At 30.3% G+C, this 17383-nt stretch carries 16 protein-coding genes and 1 tRNA gene; 11 read left to right on the forward strand and 6 right to left on the reverse strand.

Annotation, left to right across the window (positions count from 1 at the left end; all coding sequences use genetic code 11):
* Nucleotides 1–51: 51 nt before the first annotated feature.
* Nucleotides 52–474 (reverse strand): rRNA maturation RNase YbeY, encoded by a 423-nt coding sequence (gene ybeY / locus J8L88_RS01225; protein WP_027394501.1) that lies wholly within the window; start codon nt 472–474, stop codon nt 52–54.
* Nucleotides 467–3850, reverse strand: a complete 3384-nt coding sequence (locus tag J8L88_RS01230) for a DUF4175 family protein (RefSeq protein ID WP_211059748.1) — start codon at nt 3848–3850, stop codon at nt 467–469. The genes ybeY and J8L88_RS01230 overlap by 8 nt, the downstream gene beginning before the upstream one ends.
* Before the next feature lie 102 nt (nt 3851–3952).
* On the opposite strand from J8L88_RS01230, the gene J8L88_RS01235 reads away from it, so the two are divergent.
* From J8L88_RS01235 to J8L88_RS01255, 5 genes are all read left to right on the forward strand, one after another.
* Nucleotides 3953–4990: an alkane 1-monooxygenase gene (locus J8L88_RS01235; RefSeq protein WP_211059749.1), complete on the forward strand. Its 1038-nt coding sequence runs from the start codon at nt 3953–3955 to the stop codon at nt 4988–4990.
* A 114-nt stretch (nt 4991–5104) separates the two neighbouring features.
* Entirely contained in the window at nt 5105–6616 is a 1512-nt protein-coding gene (gene gltX / locus J8L88_RS01240) for a glutamate--tRNA ligase (RefSeq protein ID WP_211059750.1), read from the forward strand.
* A gap of 129 nt (nt 6617–6745) precedes the next feature.
* Nucleotides 6746–6925 carry a DUF4177 domain-containing protein gene (locus J8L88_RS01245; RefSeq protein ID WP_027394505.1) on the forward strand — a complete coding sequence of 60 codons (180 nt, stop codon included), beginning with the start codon at nt 6746–6748 and terminating at the stop codon, nt 6923–6925.
* Between the two features lie 63 nt (nt 6926–6988).
* Nucleotides 6989–7933, forward strand: coding sequence for an SPFH domain-containing protein (locus tag J8L88_RS01250; protein WP_027394506.1), 945 nt, complete (start codon nt 6989–6991; stop codon nt 7931–7933).
* A 284-nt stretch (nt 7934–8217) separates the two neighbouring features.
* The gene (locus J8L88_RS01255; RefSeq protein WP_118388324.1) at nt 8218–8730 is read left to right on the forward strand and encodes a hypothetical protein; all 513 of its coding nucleotides are present in this window, start codon (nt 8218–8220) and stop codon (nt 8728–8730) included.
* A gap of 58 nt (nt 8731–8788) precedes the next feature.
* On the opposite strand, the gene J8L88_RS01260 is transcribed toward J8L88_RS01255, so the two are convergent.
* Entirely contained in the window at nt 8789–10843 is a 2055-nt protein-coding gene (locus J8L88_RS01260; protein ID WP_211059751.1) for a glutamine--tRNA ligase/YqeY domain fusion protein, read from the reverse strand.
* Between the two features lie 152 nt (nt 10844–10995).
* On the opposite strand from J8L88_RS01260, the gene folB reads away from it, so the two are divergent.
* The gene (gene folB, locus J8L88_RS01265; RefSeq protein WP_027394509.1) at nt 10996–11352 is read left to right on the forward strand and encodes a dihydroneopterin aldolase; all 357 of its coding nucleotides are present in this window, start codon (nt 10996–10998) and stop codon (nt 11350–11352) included.
* Nucleotides 11353–11405: 53 nt separating this feature from the next.
* Nucleotides 11406–11476, forward strand: a tRNA-Cys gene (locus tag J8L88_RS01270).
* A 38-nt stretch (nt 11477–11514) separates the two neighbouring features.
* Here the strand turns inward: J8L88_RS01270 and J8L88_RS01275 are convergent.
* The 3 genes from J8L88_RS01275 to rnr form a co-directional block, all read right to left on the reverse strand.
* Nucleotides 11515–12207: a LysE family translocator gene (locus tag J8L88_RS01275; RefSeq protein WP_027394510.1), complete on the reverse strand. Its 693-nt coding sequence runs from the start codon at nt 12205–12207 to the stop codon at nt 11515–11517.
* Between the two features lie 40 nt (nt 12208–12247).
* Entirely contained in the window at nt 12248–12922 is a 675-nt protein-coding gene (locus J8L88_RS01280) for a head GIN domain-containing protein (RefSeq protein ID WP_027394511.1), read from the reverse strand.
* A gap of 66 nt (nt 12923–12988) precedes the next feature.
* A complete protein-coding gene (gene rnr, locus J8L88_RS01285; protein WP_027394512.1) occupies nt 12989–15187 on the reverse strand; it encodes a ribonuclease R in 2199 nt (732 codons plus the stop codon).
* Nucleotides 15188–15482: 295 nt separating this feature from the next.
* On the opposite strand from rnr, the gene J8L88_RS23625 reads away from it, so the two are divergent.
* The 4 genes from J8L88_RS23625 to J8L88_RS01300 all read left to right on the forward strand — a co-directional run bounded on the left by J8L88_RS23625 (nt 15483) and on the right by J8L88_RS01300 (nt 17371).
* Complete coding sequence (locus J8L88_RS23625) at nt 15483–15605, forward strand: hypothetical protein (protein ID WP_255420143.1); 123 nt, start codon at nt 15483–15485, stop codon at nt 15603–15605.
* Between the two features lie 54 nt (nt 15606–15659).
* Complete coding sequence (locus J8L88_RS01290; RefSeq protein WP_027394514.1) at nt 15660–15899, forward strand: hypothetical protein; 240 nt, start codon at nt 15660–15662, stop codon at nt 15897–15899.
* Between the two features lie 580 nt (nt 15900–16479).
* Nucleotides 16480–16911: a ribose 5-phosphate isomerase B gene (gene rpiB, locus J8L88_RS01295; RefSeq protein ID WP_027394515.1), complete on the forward strand. Its 432-nt coding sequence runs from the start codon at nt 16480–16482 to the stop codon at nt 16909–16911.
* 10 nt (nt 16912–16921) lie between these two features.
* Entirely contained in the window at nt 16922–17371 is a 450-nt protein-coding gene (locus tag J8L88_RS01300) for a GNAT family N-acetyltransferase (RefSeq protein WP_027394516.1), read from the forward strand.
* Nucleotides 17372–17383: the final 12 nt, after the last annotated feature.

Here is a 17383-nt window from a genome sequence, read left to right on the forward strand (position 1 = left end):
CTCTTTATTAAAAAATAAAATGTTCCACGTGGAACATTAATAAATGAAAAACTAAAGATGTTCCACGTGGAACATCTTTAGTTTTTCATTTTCTTTTTGTCTCATAAGAATTTCCTCCTCCTTCGTTTTGTCCTTATATCCACAAAAATGCAACACCCCATGAACAATCACTCTTCTCAATTCATCCACAAAACTTACACCATAATGGTCAGCATTTTCCGAAACTCTTTCCAAAGAAACAAAAATATCTCCAGCAACAATATTTCCCAAACCATTACCAAAACTAATTATATCGGTATATGTGTCATGGTTCAAAAAATCCTGATTTATTTGTAATAAATATTCATCATCACAAAAAATATAATTGATCTCTCCAAGCTTCTTTTCTTCAGAAATTAAAACCTTTTCCAACCAAGAGCTTACAGCCCTCTCATCAACATCATAACCAGTAGTTTCGTAAAAATAATTAATCATTAGTCTTTCTAAAATATTCCTGCACTTTACGCTTATAATTCTCGCGCAAAGGTAATACTTGTCTGTTTAATATTTCCGTTGTATTAAAATATTGTTTCGCCTTCAATATTTGCTCATTATTATCATTACTGAATTTCTTATTATTACTTCTACTTTCTCTCCTATCCTCTTCTCCTTGTTCTATAGTAGCATCCTCTAATTTGAGTAATTCATGTTTTAAATCCATCATCTTACTCAAGGTGTTGTTATTAAAACCTTTCTCCAACAACTCACCCTCAATCTGCTCCATTTTATTTAAAAGCCCACTTCCTTTTCCTTTTCCAATTCCTTCCTTCTTCAACTTGTCTTCTAATGCGTTACGCAATTGTTGTTGTTGCTTATATATTTCATATAACTCACCATTCATATCCTCTTTTTGCATCTCAGATTCACCTTGACCATCTTTTCCATTTTTTCCTTTCTCACCTTTTTCCTTTCCTTCTTTGCCACTTCCTTTACCTTTTCCCTTTTCTCCATCTTCACCAGATGATCCACTATTAGATTCCCCTTTCTGTTGACCTTCTTTTTTTCCTTTTCCCTTTTCAGCACCTTCCTTCATTTTCTCATTTAACTCACCCTGCTTTTTAATGATATCTGGTAATTGGAACCCTTTAGACTTATTCCCGCTTTTACCTTTTCCTTTAGCTGACATACTGTTTTGCATCTGATCCAAAATTATACTTAGAAAATATGCCAGATCATTAGAACCAGTTACCGCATACTGTTGATTTGCCGTTCCCTGAATCACTTGATTCTCCGCCAAACGCTCTAATGACTTGTCCAAATTAAACTCTATATCCGTAAGCTTACCTGTAACTTCATCAGATATTTTAGGCCTACGCAACGCTAATGCATACAAACTGTCATCTATATGTATAAAATTTTCTCTTAATACACTTTGCCTTTTTAATTTGCCAGAATATGTTGGGTTATCATTATTAATTCCTTTAAATTCTTTCATCAATCCCTCCTGTTCAATTGAAAAATCGACCAAGTTGTCTAGAATTTGTCTCAACATTTCCATATCCTCTTGTTCCTGTTCTCCTCCACCCATCTGCATTTGCATCTGCATACCCTTGCTCATTTGCTTCATTTTTTCAGCTGCACTCTTTTGATTTTTTTTAGCCTCAGATTTATTTTTCTTATCTAAATTATCACTCGCATCTTCTTGTTCCTTTGTCACATCCTCCTCATCTTTTTTGTTTTCATCTAACTTCATTGGTTTCTGTAAATCCTCATTATCCTTTCTAAGATCCTCCATCTCTTCCTTAAACCTTTCAAACTCTTTGTTTAAATCCTCCTGCTTTTCTTTTGTGTTTTCCTCTCCCTTTTCAGATAATTCCTCCTGCTTCTCAGCCATTTCGTTCAACTTATTAGCTAACTTTTCATGCTTTTCTATCACATAATACCTTTTGGTTAATTCTAATAATTGCTCCAAATTTTTCTTTAAATTCTTATTATCCTTTGCCAGTTCCTCCAGCTTCTCCGTCAGCTCCTCCTTTTGCAATTTTTCTGCTATCTTATTTATTTCATCTAAAAGCTTTTCATTTTTCTTTAGCTTTTGTTCGTTGCGTTCTAACATTTCCTTTAATGCATCTTTAAAAGGTTCCTCTTCCTTTTTGTCTTCCATCTGCTCCAAATTATCCTTCAACTTTTTAGAGAAATTCTGCATCATCTTCTCCTGTTCCTTTTGCCTTTTTAAATAATCCTCGAGCTTCTTTTTGTCATTATAATCCAATTGCTTTTTCTCCTTCTGAAGCTTACTAATACTCCTTAAATCCTGTTCTTGAGACTTAAACTTTTTTAATGATTTATTTAATCCAGATATAGCCTGATTCTGTTCATTCAGTTTTTTCTCCTCCTCTTCATTCGTGGTTAATTTTCTATAACTAAAAACCTGGCTTTTGGTGCTCTTACTTTTATTTATTTGGTCATTATCAAAAACTTCGAAATAAAACTCGTAATTAACCCCTTCCTTTAAATCCAAATTTCCAGGAAACACGTGAATAAATTCATCAAATACCGCAGAATTTATACCTATACTTTTTGTTTCTTTATTTGATTCCTGATCGCTATCATAATACACCAACCTTAGACCATTAAGACCATAATCATCACTAACTCTACCAAAAAAATACATAGTATTATTATCTACAGTATCCTTTTCTGCTGTCAACTTAATCTCTGGATATTGATCTTTTATTACATTTACATTGAAGGAAATATTATCATAATCATGCACATTTTTATTAGATGTTGTAATCCTATAATCCCAATTGCTATATAAAACATTTCTATATTTAAAATTAGAATCACTCTTTTCGAAAACATACGAAGAATCCATAGTAACCATTTTTACTTTTTCTGTATTTCTAGTTCTAACTTTCCATTCCACTTTTGTTCCTTCCGGTACAATTGCATTACCCGAACTTTGTAAGGCTTCATCCTTTTTTCCGGTATATGAAGGATAATCCAATTGCATAACAAAATCTAATAATGTTGGTACTGGTACTACCTCTAATTCATAGTCCTTTGAAACAACATCGTTAGAAGACAAAACAAAATCTATAGAATTTTTTGGTTGCGTAAATATATATTCATAAGATCCAACGCCTGTATTCTTTAAAAAATAAATCTCATCGTTATATTTTATCTGCACCTCTTCAGGAAGAACCTCACCAACCGTTTTAACTTGTAATAAAAAATCCTTGTTTTCTAGAGCATTTAGGGATTTATTAACCACGAAAAACTGAAACGGCGCTGGAGGTTCATATGCAGTTTCGTAATTAACTACACGTTTATAACTCTCCGAAAACCAACTACCACTATTAAAAAAACTTACTAGTAAAAAAACTAAAACAGGAATCAAGGCATATTTTAAATATTTAGCATTTTTCTTAAAATCTATAGCTAATTTAAAAGGTATAGGTTTTAATTCTAAAGACTTCTGTTCTATGCTTGCCAAGAGTAAAGATGAAGAAGAATCATCATTATTTAACTGTAGTAAGTTTAATAATTTATCATTAACATTTGGAAAATGATCACCTATAATCTTCGAAGCATTTTCATAATTAATTCCATTAGCTATTTTTAACAACTTAGCAGCTGGTATTAAAATAAATTTTATAAACAGGGAAATTTCCACAACAACAAACAACCAAAACAACACAGTTCTCCAAGTACTATTTAACCAAAAGGCATACTCTATTAACAACGTAATCAAAAAATATAATACTCCTATAGCAAAAAATAGTATAATCCCTTTTATCAATTCGTTGATATAGTATTTTCTAATAAACTGCTCTAATTTCTCCTTTATGAATTCAAAACTACCCATAACTCTCTCCTTTTCTATTTCAGTAATCTATAAAACTACAACTTTATTTCTTATAGATTTGTTATATTTATTATAATTCAAACCCCTATACAGTAACTTATTATGAAAGATTTAAAATATATATCCGCATACACCATTCCTGTTGTTGCATTTCTAAGCATATGGTTACAAGGAATCTATACTTATTTAACTCCTATATATGTATTTGGGCTAATTCCCTTTTTAGAATTATTTACATCCGCATCCAATGAAAACTTAGAAGAAGATCTTCGTTTATCTAAATCAAAAAAACGTCTTTTCGATTGGTTACTTTACATCAATCTTCCTCTTATATATTCCATTTTATTCTATGCCATATATACTATTACTAGGAATACCTTATCCCTCTATGAAATTATAGGTATCATAATATCAACAGGAATAGTTCTTGGAGCTAATGGTATTAACGTGGGTCACGAGCTAGGTCATCGTTTTACAAATGAAAGGTTTATAGCAAAAGCACTACTACTACCCTCCTTATATATGCATTTTTATATCGAACACAATTTTGGTCATCATCTAAAAGCAGCTACAACAGAAGATCCAGCTACCGCCAAATATAACCAACCTGTATATTTATTCTGGATCACTTCTGTTATAGGTCAATATATAAGTGCTTGGAAAATTCAAACCAAATTATTAACCCAAAACAATCTCTCTTTTTTCTCAATCAAAAATGATATGTTTTGGTATCTAATTATTACAACACTATACCTAGGATCTATATACTTCTTTTTTGATCTTTACGGTTTTTACATCGCAATTTCTAGCGGAGTTATTGGATTCCTATTGTTAGAAACTATCAACTACATAGAACATTATGGTCTTAAACGAAACAAAAACACTTCTGGTAGATATGAAAGAGTTAGAGAAATTCACTCCTGGAACTCTAATCACTTATTAGGGCGTATACTACTTTTTGAACTTACAAGACATAGTGATCATCACTATCGTGCATCTAAAAAATACCAAATTCTTGATCATCATGATAAGAGCCCTCAGCTACCGTTTGGTTACCCAACTTCGATGGTAATTGCGCTTCTCCCTCCTCTTTGGTTTATACTTATGAATAAAAGAGTACCTACCGAAATGAAACCATAAATTATTTATAGTTTTTTATATATATTTATTAGATAAAATCTTTTTTAAACACTTATTTTAGATCGTATCTTTGCCATCACTTTTGCACGTCTTATTCAGCAAAAAACAAAGATTATGACAAAAAACATCAGGGTACGATTTGCCCCAAGTCCAACTGGACCTCTTCATATCGGTGGAGTAAGAACTGCTCTATTTAATTATCTTTTTGCAAAAAAAAACAAAGGAACATTTGTTCTTAGAATAGAAGATACTGATCAAAATAGATATGTTCCAGGTGCTGAAAATTATATAACTGAATCATTAAACTGGTGTAATATTCCATTTGACGAAGGCCCAGGTAAAGAAGGTAATTTTGGTCCATATAAACAAAGTGAAAGAAAGCACTTATATAAACAATATGCTGATCAATTAATAAAAAATGGTCATGCTTATTATGCCTTTGATACATCCGATGAGCTTACTGAACACAGAAAAAATCATGAAGCAAAAGGTAAAACCTTTATATATAATTGGCATAACAGATCCAAGTTAAATAATTCGTTGTCGCTATCAGATAACGAAACAAGACTAAAAATTGAATCTGGTGATCCATATGTAATCCGTTTTAAATGTCCTACAGATGAAACTTTACATTTAACTGATGAAGTACGTGGAGACATTACTATAGATACTAATATATTAGATGATAAAATATTATTTAAAAGTGATGGAATGCCAACGTATCATCTTGCCAATATAGTAGATGATCACTTAATGCAAATCACTCATGTTATTCGCGGGGAGGAATGGTTACCTTCTTTAGCTCTGCATGTATTATTGTATAGATCTCTAGAATGGAAAGCTCCTAGCTTCTCTCATCTACCTCTAATACTAAAACCAACAGGCAAAGGAAAATTAGGTAAAAGAGATGGAATCACCGGGGGGTTTCCTGTTTTTCCTTTACAATGGACAGATCCTAAAACTAATGAAGAAGCCTCTGGATATCGTGAAGATGGATATTTACCAGAAGCAGTCATTAACATGCTTGCTTTTCTTGGTTGGAATCCTGGAACAGAGCAAGAACTTTTTTCTTTAGAACAATTAATAAATGAGTTTGATCTAACCAGAGTTAACAAAGCCGGAGCAAAATTTGATCCTGAAAAAACTAAGTGGTTCCAACAACAACATTTTCAGCTAGCTCAGAACTCGGTACACGTGGAACAATTGCAACAAATACTTTCTGAAAATAATATTTCTACTTCTTATGATCTAAATGAAGTAATTGAACTAATAAAAGAACGAGCTGTTTTTTCTAAAGACCTCTGGGATCTTAGTAAGTTTCTGTTCATTGCTCCTTCAGAATATGATGAAAAAGCAACTAAAAAAGCCTGGAAACAAGAAACTCCTGATTTAATGCACGAGCTCACCAGAATAATTAGTGATATTCATGATTTCAACGCGGAAAACATTTCTAATACAGTTAAAAGCTGGATAAAATCTAAAGAAATTGGATTTGGTAAAATCATGATGCCTTTACGAATTGCGTTAGTAGGATCATTACAAGGTCCTGACATCTTCAAAATTATAGAAATTATAGGTAAGGATGAAACTATAAAACGAATCGAAGCTATTATAGAAAAACTATAATATTTATAAATTTCTAAACTATAAAAACACCCCTCTATCTTAATTAGATAGAGGGGTTTTATCTTATTAGTTGTAACAATTTACAATAAATATATACTGATATAATATATATTATAAATAATGTCAACAATGGGAAAGCAATATAAAGTTCTTAAATTATCAAATTTATGGTCAACCGAAAAACTACGAAAGCAAGCTGAAGATACTCTAAATAAAGCTTCTCAAGAAGGATGGGAAATTATCTCAGTCGCCTTCGGAACTTCTAGTAGTTCAGGCATGTCTACCGCAATGATAACTATAGCAAAATAATATGCAATGATTTACAATTAATTAGTAACTTCATTTCAACTATTAACTTTTAATATAAAAACAATGGGACTATATTTAATACCGCTAGTGATATTCGGTTTTATAATTCTTATATCAGGAATATTCACAGTAAGACAACAGACCTCAGCTGTCGTGGAACGCTTTGGTAAATTTTTAAGCATTAGAAATTCTGGACTACATTTCAAAATTCCAGTTTTTGATCGAATAGCAGGTAGAATAAATCTAAAAATTCAACAGTTAGACGTTCTAGTAGAAACGAAAACTAAAGATGATGTATTTGTTCGTTTAAAAATATCAGTACAGTTCCAAGTAATTAAAGCTAAAGTATATGATGCTTTTTATAAATTAGAAAATCCACATGATCAAATTACCTCATATGTGTTTGATGTAGTTCGTGCAGAAGTTCCTAAAATGAAGTTAGATGATGTATTTGAAAGAAAAGATGATATTGCTATTGCCGTAAAACAAGAGCTTAATGAAGCTATGGTGAACTATGGTTATGATATTATTAAAACATTAGTTACCGATATCGATCCAGATCTTCAAGTAAAAGAAGCTATGAATAGAATTAACGCTGCCGAACGTGAAAAAGTTGCAGCAGAATATGAGGCTGAAGCTGAACGTATTAAAATAGTAGCTAAAGCTCGCGCAGAAGCCGAGAGTAAACGATTACAGGGTCAAGGTATTGCAGATCAAAGGAGAGAAATTGCTAGAGGATTAGAAGAAAGTGTTGATGTTCTAAATAACGTGGGTATCAACTCTCAAGAAGCCTCTGCTCTTATCGTAGTAACACAGCACTATGATACGTTACAGTCTATAGGAGAAGAAACTAATAGTAACTTAATATTATTACCCAATTCTCCACAAGCAGGAAGTGATATGTTAAATAATATGATTGCTTCTTTTACTGCTTCTAATCAAATAGGAGAAGAAATGAAAAGACAAAATGCTAAAAAAGGTATCGGTGGAAAAAAACCAGATGCATAGAATTATCTTATAAAATAACAAAACCCGATCACATATTATGATCGGGTTTTATTTTTTATAAGTTTAATAATAATCTCTGTTTACAAATCACTAATTTTGCTAAAAATTGAATTGGACGGTTTTAAGAGCATTTTTATAGCAAAGAGATAAGATTATATTATGCAACTTTTATTTTCCCTTACAGTCTTTAATATAAACCCATTTTTAATAAGGAAAAACTATGTAAAAACTAATGATATAGTTTTTTCTGATATAACAAAAAATAGTTTTTACAACAAACAAAAATGAAAAATTACCTATTTATACTTCTTTTGATTTCCGGAAGCATTTTTTCCCAAAATGTTAACACATTAAAAAAACAAGCAATCCGAGATGCAAAAGCTATTTCTGAAGCTTCCCTTAAAAAAGATGTAAATACTCTTTTGGACTATACACATCCAAAAATTTTTAAAAAATATGGTGAAGAGCAATTAAAAAATGATATTGAGCAAGTATTTAGAACAATGACTGCTCAAAAGATTAAAATTGTTAGCTCAAAAATTAATGGTGTATCAGATATAAAAAAAGAAAAAAAAGAATACCGATGTCTAGTTAAGAATACTATAAAAATGGATTTTAATGGACGCGATGTAACATTAAAAAGTTCTTTATTTGGTTTTTATGACAAAAAGAAAGAAAAATGGTACTTTATAGAATCTAATAAATTACTTGATGATGAGGAAACCAAAAAAATATTTAAAAATTTCGAAACTGAAATTGAAATACCTCAAGATGAGCATATAGCTGCAGATTATTAGATAAAAAAAAGAGATGAAAAATGATATTCATCTCTTTTTTTTATCTAATAATATATTTCTAACCAATACTATATCTGCTAGCTATAATTTGCGCTTCTTTACTTAAAAGTTCATTAGCATCTTCTTTTCCTTTTAATAGAAAATCCACAGCTTCTTCATCTGGCTTTATATTTTTAGTTTCTAGAACAACACCTAATGCCAAAGTTATTACAATACGAGTACCTATCTTTTTAGCGGCAGTACCATAGAGTGGAACCAATTCGTCTATTTCTACTTTTTTCGCAGCTTCTAAAATCTTTATTTTAAGCGCTTCTCGCTTCTCTTCAGGTAAATTAGTATACTTCTTCCCTGCTCTCTTAATTTCATCTATTGCAAGTACTTCTCGTTGCTTATTAGGTTGTGGTTTGTTGCCGTTATTCGCTTGTTTATTCGAAACAGGTTTAACTTTAGCCCAAGTATCCCTAAGACCTACCGTTTTATTAAAAACTAAAGCATCCGATTTACTATCTGGGTCTACATTAAAATAACCTAACCTTTGAAATTGAAATTGTTCTAATAGATTGACCTCTTTAAGACTTGGTTCTACATAACCTGTAATAACATTTAAAGAACTTGGATTAATAAAATCCATAAAATCTTTTTCCTTATGACTATCAGGAGCTTCATCATTAAACAAACGATCATATAACCTAATCTCTGCTTTAATAGCGTGTCTTATAGATACCCAGTGCAATGTTCCTTTAACATTACGCTTGGATTCCTCTGTACCACTACCCGACTTACTTTTTGGATCATATGTACAACGAATTTCTATAATGTTTCCTTGATCATCTTTAACAACGCTTTCTCCATTAATTATGAATGCATTTTTTAGACGAACTTCTTTTCCTAACGTCAATCTAAAATATTTTCGACCTGCTTCTTCCTTAAAATCGTCTCTTTCTATATATAATTCTTTAGAAAAAGGAATTTTTCGAGAACCTGCCGTTTCATCTTCAGGATTATTCTCTGCTTCTAACCATTCTTCTTCATTATCAGGATAATTAGTAATTACTAATTTTACTGGATCCAACACCGCCATTACTCTAGGAGCTGTTTTATTAAGATCTTCTCTCACACAAAATTCTAATAAAGAAACATCTATAACATTTTCTCTTTTAGCTACACCTACAGTTTCTACAAACTTTCTTATGGATGCAGGAGTATATCCTCTTCTCCTTAAACCCGAAATAGTCGGCATTCTTGGATCATCCCAACCTTTTACTATATCATCATTAACTAGTCGCAACAACTTACGTTTACTCATTATTGTATAGCTCAAATTAAGTCGTGCAAATTCTCTCTGTTTAGGTCTTATGCTCTCATTATTATAAATTTGATCCAAAAACCAATCATATAATTTTCTATGTGGTTTAAACTCTAAAGAACACAATGAATGTGAAATATTTTCAATATAATCACTTTCTCCATGAGTCCAATCATACATAGGGTATATACACCACTCATCACCTGTTCTATGATGAGACTTCTTTAATATTCTATACATCAACGGATCTCTCATCAACATATTAGGATCTGCCATATCAATTTTGGCTCTTACCACATGTGCTCCTTCATCAAATTCACCTGCTTTCATTTTACCAAATAAATCCAAATTTTCCTCTACCAATCTATCTCTAAAAGGACTATTAATACCTGGTTCTGTAGTCGTTCCTTTTTGTTCCGCAATTTTTTCTGAAGACTGGCTATCCACATATGCTTTTCCCTCTTTAATCAAGGTTACAGTCCAATCGTATAATTGCTGAAAATAATCAGAAGAATAACATTCTTTATCCCATTGATATCCCAACCAAGAAATATCCTTTTTAATAGCATCTACATACTCTTGTTCCTCTTTTGCTGGATTTGTATCATCAAAACGAAGATTTACAGGTGCATCATAAGTCAAACCTAAACCAAAACTAATTCCTATAGCTTTAGTGTGACCAATATGTAGATATCCATTGGGTTCTGGAGGAAAACGAAAACGTAAATCCTTTGGATTCATTCCATTCGCTAAATCTTCTTCTACAATATGTTCTAAAAAATTGAGTGATTTTTTTTCTTCTGTCATTGGATAAAAATAAAATACAAAACTACCTAATATTTCTAATGATACACAACAATTGTTTCATATCTATTTCAATGTTACACTATCAATACATAAAAGGGTTATTTTCCTGTAAATTCTTTTGAAAGATTCTATTACCTTTGAAAAAAAAATTTGTGGGTTTAATTACGCTTAAAAACATCAAGATATATGCATATCACGGATGTCTGGTTGAAGAAAAAAAAATTGGTTCTGATTATAGAGTTGATTTAAAAATTAAAGCTAATTTAAATACATCTGCCAAATCAGATAATCTTTCTGATACTGTTGATTATGTGCATCTTAATCACATTGTAAAAGAAGAAATGGCTATTCGTTCTAAACTATTAGAACATGCTGCAGAACGAATTTTAACTCGTATATTGAAAGAGCTACCTCTGGTGAATAAAGCGACCGTTGATGTTTCTAAAATTAACCCACCTATAGGCGGTAATGTACAAATGGTTACAATTACTAGGAGTAAAAAAAGATAAATAAATCTGAAGTAACCATAAATTTTTTTACATTTGCCCTCGAAGATGAAAAGGGTGTCGTGGCCGAGTGGCTAGGCAGTGGTCTGCAACACCATCTACAGCGGTTCGAATCCGCTCGACACCTCAAAAAAAAGTCCTGTAAAAATTACAGGACTTTTTTTATTAAAAACCGGATTCCGGTTTAATTTTTTCGATCTTATCTTGAATTCTTTTTTCCATCGTTTCTGGCAAAACCCCTTTTATGATAAGAAAAACTCCAAAAACAACCATAATAATACTAATAGTTCTTTTTATTAAATAAGTACGTTTAGGTGTTAATTTTCTTTTTAAACGTTTTGCTAACAACATTTTAAGCACATCTATAAATAAATATGTCCCTAAAACCATAGCAAAAAAGATAAAAATCCTATTGGTATTCATATCCATCTGAGGTCCTGCAACCACAATAATTCCTATCCAAAAACCTAAAACTCCAATATTTATGAAATTCAATAAAAATCCTTTAAAAAAAAGCACAAAATAATTGTGCTTATTAATAATCTCAACTGATGTATCTCTAAGTTTATTATAATTTTTTCTTTCCTTAATAAATGATATTGCACCATAGGTAGCTAATAACATGCCTCCAAAAACGAACAAAGCAGGATCATCTTTTATTTTTTCTAAAATCTGATTCGTACTAAAATATGCTATTAAAATAAAAACAATATCAGCAAATATCACTCCTAGATCGACTGCTAAAGCTGCTCTAAATCCTTTTATAGCGGCGGTTTCTAGTAATACAAAGAATACTGGCCCAATTAAAAAGGCTAATATAAATCCTAAAAATATTGCTGCTTGAGCGTCTTGAAACATAAAATGTAAGCGTATTTCTTACAAAGTTAGAAAATACTACTTAGTTTACCTCTATAATCTTACCACCAAAAACTTTTTTTCCATCCACTTCTTTTGGATTTCCATAAATTCTAATCGTACCTCCTGCAGCTGTATTTGCTTTTACATAATCACTAGCATTTACATTTGCTCTTCCTCCAGCACTAATTTTAACCTGTGTGCTTCTAGTTTTTAAATCTTCTGCAATAAATTGTCCTCCTGCTTTTACGGTAACTTCTTGTTCATCTACTTTTCCTTCTAAATGCAATCCACCGCCACTTACAGCTCGTGCTAATAATTTTTCTGCTTCAATCTCTGCATATATATCACCACCTTCTTGAGCTCGTAAATCTAATTCACCGCCAATAAGTACTTCTTTAACTATTATTTTTGCCCCTTCATTTACATCTAACTTCTTAATATCAGTATAATAAACAATAACCTTTGTATCATTATTATCCCAAGTATTACTTAAAGACATCTTAATTTTAAGTACGTTATCCTTAATAACAACATCCACTTCTTTTCTACTAATTCCTGAAACTTCTACTTTATTTTCAGATCCCTTAATGAGTTTCACTTCTATTTTATCAAAGACTTTAAGTTCATTAAAATCTCCAACATTTTTTGTTATAACCTTTTGTGCGTTTAATAAGGATACCACAAATAATAACGAAAGAAATATTACTTTTTTCATTTCCTAAATAAATTTAAAATTGATAAATGTGTGATTTATATTTTGATTAACGATTACTATTATTCTTTATTCTATTTCTTGTTTACTTCCTAATAGTGTAAAATCCAAATGCCTTTTTACAAGGTCTGCATTTTTCACTTTCACATATACTTCATCGCCTAATTGATAAGTTTTTTTAGAATTTTGACCAACTACAGCATATTCATCTTGATCAAATATGTAATGATCATCATTCATATCTTTTAGTCTAATCATTCCTTCACATTTATTGCTAATAATTTCTACATAAATACCCCATTCAGTTACACCAGAAATTACTCCAATAAATTCCTCATTTTCATGATCTTTCATGAACTTAATCTGCATATATTTTATAGAATCTCTTTCTGCACTTGCAGCTAAATTTTCCATAGAACTACTATGATTACATCGTTCTTCATATTCCTCTTCTGAAGCTGATTTTCCACTATCTAAATAATGTTGTAGCAAACGATGTGCCATAACATCAGGATAACGTCTTATTGGTGAAGTAAAATGAGAATAATAATCAAAAGCTAATCCATAATGTCCAATATTATGAGTTGTATACTCCGCCTTACTCATACTTCGTATTGCTAATGTATCTACTAGATTTTGTTCTTTTTTACCTTGAACATCCTTTAATAAACCATTTAATGAACTTGTAGTAGTCTTACGATCTCTTAAATCTAATTTATAACCAAAGCGACCAATTACATTCTGCAATGCAGCAAGTTTTTCGTCATTAGGTTCATCATGGACTCTATATACGAAAGTTTTCTTTGGATTTTGTTTTCCGATGTATTCTGCAACCTTTTTATTAGCAAGTAACATAAACTCTTCAATAAGCTTATTAGCGTCCTTAGAAGTCTTAAAAAACACTCCTACGGGATTGTTTTCTTCATTTAAGTTAAACTTTACTTCTACTTTATCAAAGGAAATAGCTCCTTGTCCCATTCGTTTAGCACGCATTATTTTAGCTAACTCATCCATTTTTAATACTGCTTCTGCTATTTTTTGATCTGCTTTATATTCTTTTCCAGTTAAAGAAATATCTTTTGGTATAACATTATCATTGGTTTCTATGATATGCTGAGCCTCTTCGTAAGCAAAACGTGCATCTGAATAAGTAACAGTTCTTCCGAACCATTGATTTTTAATTTCTGCTTTATCGTTTAATTCAAAAACAGCAGAAAATGTATACTTCTCTTCATGAGGTCTTAAGGAACAAGCATTGTTAGATAAAACTTCTGGTAACATAGGCACTACCCTATCCACTAAATAAACAGATGTTGCTCTTTCGTAAGCTTCATCATCTAATATCGTTCCTGGTTTTACGTAATGCGATACATCTGCAATATGTATTCCTATTTCATAATTACCGTTTTCTAAAACTTCAAACGATAATGCATCATCAAAATCTTTCGCATCTTTAGGATCAATTGTAAACGTTAATATTTTACGCATATCCCTACGCTTTTCAATCTCAGCATCCTGAATTGAAGTATCTAAATCATTAGCAAAAGTTTCTACTTCTTCTGGGAACTCATACGGTAATCCGTATTGCGCTAAAATTGAATGAATTTCTGTATTATGTTCTCCAGGCTTACCTAGAACTTTTATTACTTTACCAAATGGAGAATCTGCTTTTTCTGGCCAATCCTCTAATTTAACCAATACTTTATCTCCATTTTCGGCATTTTTTATTTTATTCTTTGGAATAAAAATATCCGTATACATTTTACCATCTTGCATATTTACAAATGCATAATTTTTCTGTATCTCGATAACGCCAACAAATTCATCTTTCTTTCTAGAAATTATTCTAGAAATTTCTCCTTCACTCTTACCTCTTCTTTTTCTTTTGTAAACATACACTTCTACCTCATCACCATTAAGAGCTTTATTAAGGTTATTATTTGGAATAAAAATATCATCTTCTAAATCTTCCACTATCACATATCCAGTTCCTTTTGATGTAATTTCTAATACTCCAGAATATGTATTGATATTGGGTACAATTTTAAATTTACCTCGATCAATTTCCTCTATTTCCTTTTTTGCCGCAAGCTGTGCTAGTTTTTTAATAATTTGATTTCGACTACTAGGGTCATCTACACCAAATTTAGCTGCAATCTGTTTATAATTAAATGTTTTAGTAGGTTCTGCTTTAAGTATTTTTAGTATTCCTCTGGTAATATTTTCTATTTTAGGAGACTTTTTTCCTCTTCTTCTTTTTCTTTTCATTAATGTCTTTTAAATAATATCATATAAAATTACAGCTTATCTTTTAACATATCTTGTTTTCTATATAAACTTTTATTAAATATTGAATTTTGTTATTGTTTATAGTTAAAAAAATATATTATCTGTAAATCAATAGATTACAAATAATTAATATCAACAAATCTTGTTGTTTTTCTTAAAATTTACTTAATTTTAATATACCAAGATTGTTATTTATTCGTTTGGGGTTAAGTATATGACATATAAAATCAAAAAAATTCATAAGATTATATTCCTATTCTTACTAATATTTTTAGTGGGTATATATTATTCTACGGTTTATATAGGAAATACAATGGATCAAAAAACAGATACCGACGAAAAATCAGAAATCAATGGAGGTATACATTCTGATAAGGAAGCTACACAAATCAACTAATTGTTTTTTTAGATAATTTGTATATTTAGATAATCTATTACCTGGATTATTTCTATGAAAGATTTTATTACAATTGCCACCTTTACTTATCCAAACGATTATGCAATATTACGACTTCTTTTGGAAAGAGAAGGAATTTCTTATTTTTTTGAGAATGAAACAATGATAGGAGTTTTTCCATTTTACTCCAATGCATTAGGAGGAATCAATCTAAAAATTCATTCTAAAGATAAAATAAGAGTTCAAGAAATAATAGATGATCTTAATTCTAATTCTCATCTAAGAATTATCTAAGAATCATAAATTCTATTTTAAAGTAGTTTTCAACATATATTATATATAATACTTTTTCTTTCTTTAAATTTAAAAAATAAAATAGTGATTATTATGTAGTGTTGATAGCGGTATAACTTTTGTAAATTTTAGTTGCTTATTAAGTTAGTTTAATTTTTCAAAACTATATTAACAACATATGAAATGGTTAAGTTATTGAGAATCTTATAAAACTAGATTTTAATTAACAGCTGTTCATAGTTTATAAACACATGTTTTTATTAATATTTTTACGGAAAAACCATAGTTGATAACAATGAATTAATGTTTAAAAACTTCACAAGAAAAAGATGCTAATAAATTTTGATTTGTGATAACTAACCTTGTATTCTAATAATAATTAAAAGAACCAAAAAAAGTTTCTCAATTTTAGGAACTATTTATCCACATCTAATGTTAACACACTATAAGGAGTTATTAACATTGAGGTAACATTAAGGTAATTTATTGATTTTTTGAACTTTACTTTTTTTCTTTGAATTATCTTTGTTATTAATAAATAATCTGAAAAAATCAATAAATAATTTAAAACTTAAAAGTTGTGAAAATAGCTATCGGAAATGATCACGCAGGAACCGAGTATAAATTCGAAATAATAACTTACCTAGAATCTCAAGGTATAGAGGTTATAAATTATGGTACTGATGAAAATAGCAGTGTAGATTACCCAGATTTTGTTCATCCCGTTGCAAAAGATGTGGATGGTAGTGTAGTTGATTTTGGAATATTAATATGTGGTAGTGGGAACGGTGTTTCTATGACAGCTAATAAATACAAAAATGTACGTGCTGGTTTATGTTGGACTAAAGAAATAACAGAATTAACACGATTACATAACAATGCTAATATAATAAGTATTCCAGCTAGATTTACATCATTACCACAAGCTATAGAAATGGTAAAAACATTTTTAGGAACTGAATTTGAAGGAGGTAGACATCAAAATAGAGTAGAAAAAATATCTATGTGCTAAAACTTTTGCTATGAGTGATATTTTGTTTCAAGTAAAAAGTTTTGAAGAACTTTCTACATCTGAATTATATAAGATTTTGCGCTTACGTGCTGAGGTTTTTGTTGTAGAACAAGATTGTGTTTATCAAGACGTTGATAATAAAGATCAAAAAGCACTTCATGTTATTGGTTATAAAAACAATAATATTGTTGCGTATACTAGAATTTTTGACGCTGGTGATTATTTTGAAAAAGCGAGTATCGGCAGGGTTGTAGTGTCAGAAACTGAAAGAAAATATGGTTATGGTCACGATCTGATAAATCAAAGCATAATAGCAATAAAAGATCAATATACGAAAGACGAGATTAAGATATCGGCACAGTGTTATCTTAAAAATTTTTATAAAAAACACAATTTTAAACAAATAGGAGAAGAATATTTAGAAGATGGTATTCCCCATATTGCTATGGTAAAATCATAAAAAACCAGTCTT

Source organism: Aquimarina sp. MMG015 (assembly GCF_018100855.1).
Lineage (GTDB): Bacteria > Bacteroidota > Bacteroidia > Flavobacteriales > Flavobacteriaceae > Aquimarina > Aquimarina latercula.

Bases quoted from the DNA above. Each gene is read 5' to 3' on its own strand.
- rnr (WP_027394512.1), bottom strand. From the start codon at position 15,187: ATGAAAAGAAAAAGAAGAAGAGGAAAAAAGTCTCCTAAAATAGAAAAT.
- J8L88_RS01230 (WP_211059748.1), bottom strand. From the start codon at position 3,850: ATGGGTAGTTTTGAATTCATAAAGGAGAAATTAGAGCAGTTTATTAGA.
- J8L88_RS01280 (WP_027394511.1), bottom strand. From the start codon at position 12,922: ATGAAAAAAGTAATATTTCTTTCGTTATTATTTGTGGTATCCTTATTA.
- J8L88_RS01245 (WP_027394505.1), top strand. From the start codon at position 6,746: ATGGGAAAGCAATATAAAGTTCTTAAATTATCAAATTTATGGTCAACC.
- J8L88_RS01300 (WP_027394516.1), top strand. From the start codon at position 16,922: ATGAGTGATATTTTGTTTCAAGTAAAAAGTTTTGAAGAACTTTCTACA.
- J8L88_RS01235 (WP_211059749.1), top strand. From the start codon at position 3,953: ATGAAAGATTTAAAATATATATCCGCATACACCATTCCTGTTGTTGCA.
- J8L88_RS01255 (WP_118388324.1), top strand. From the start codon at position 8,218: ATGAAAAATTACCTATTTATACTTCTTTTGATTTCCGGAAGCATTTTT.
- J8L88_RS01275 (WP_027394510.1), bottom strand. From the start codon at position 12,207: ATGTTTCAAGACGCTCAAGCAGCAATATTTTTAGGATTTATATTAGCC.
- ybeY (WP_027394501.1), bottom strand. From the start codon at position 474: ATGATTAATTATTTTTACGAAACTACTGGTTATGATGTTGATGAGAGG.
- J8L88_RS01260 (WP_211059751.1), bottom strand. From the start codon at position 10,843: ATGACAGAAGAAAAAAAATCACTCAATTTTTTAGAACATATTGTAGAA.
- gltX (WP_211059750.1), top strand. From the start codon at position 5,105: ATGACAAAAAACATCAGGGTACGATTTGCCCCAAGTCCAACTGGACCT.
- J8L88_RS01250 (WP_027394506.1), top strand. From the start codon at position 6,989: ATGGGACTATATTTAATACCGCTAGTGATATTCGGTTTTATAATTCTT.
- J8L88_RS01290 (WP_027394514.1), top strand. From the start codon at position 15,660: ATGAAAGATTTTATTACAATTGCCACCTTTACTTATCCAAACGATTAT.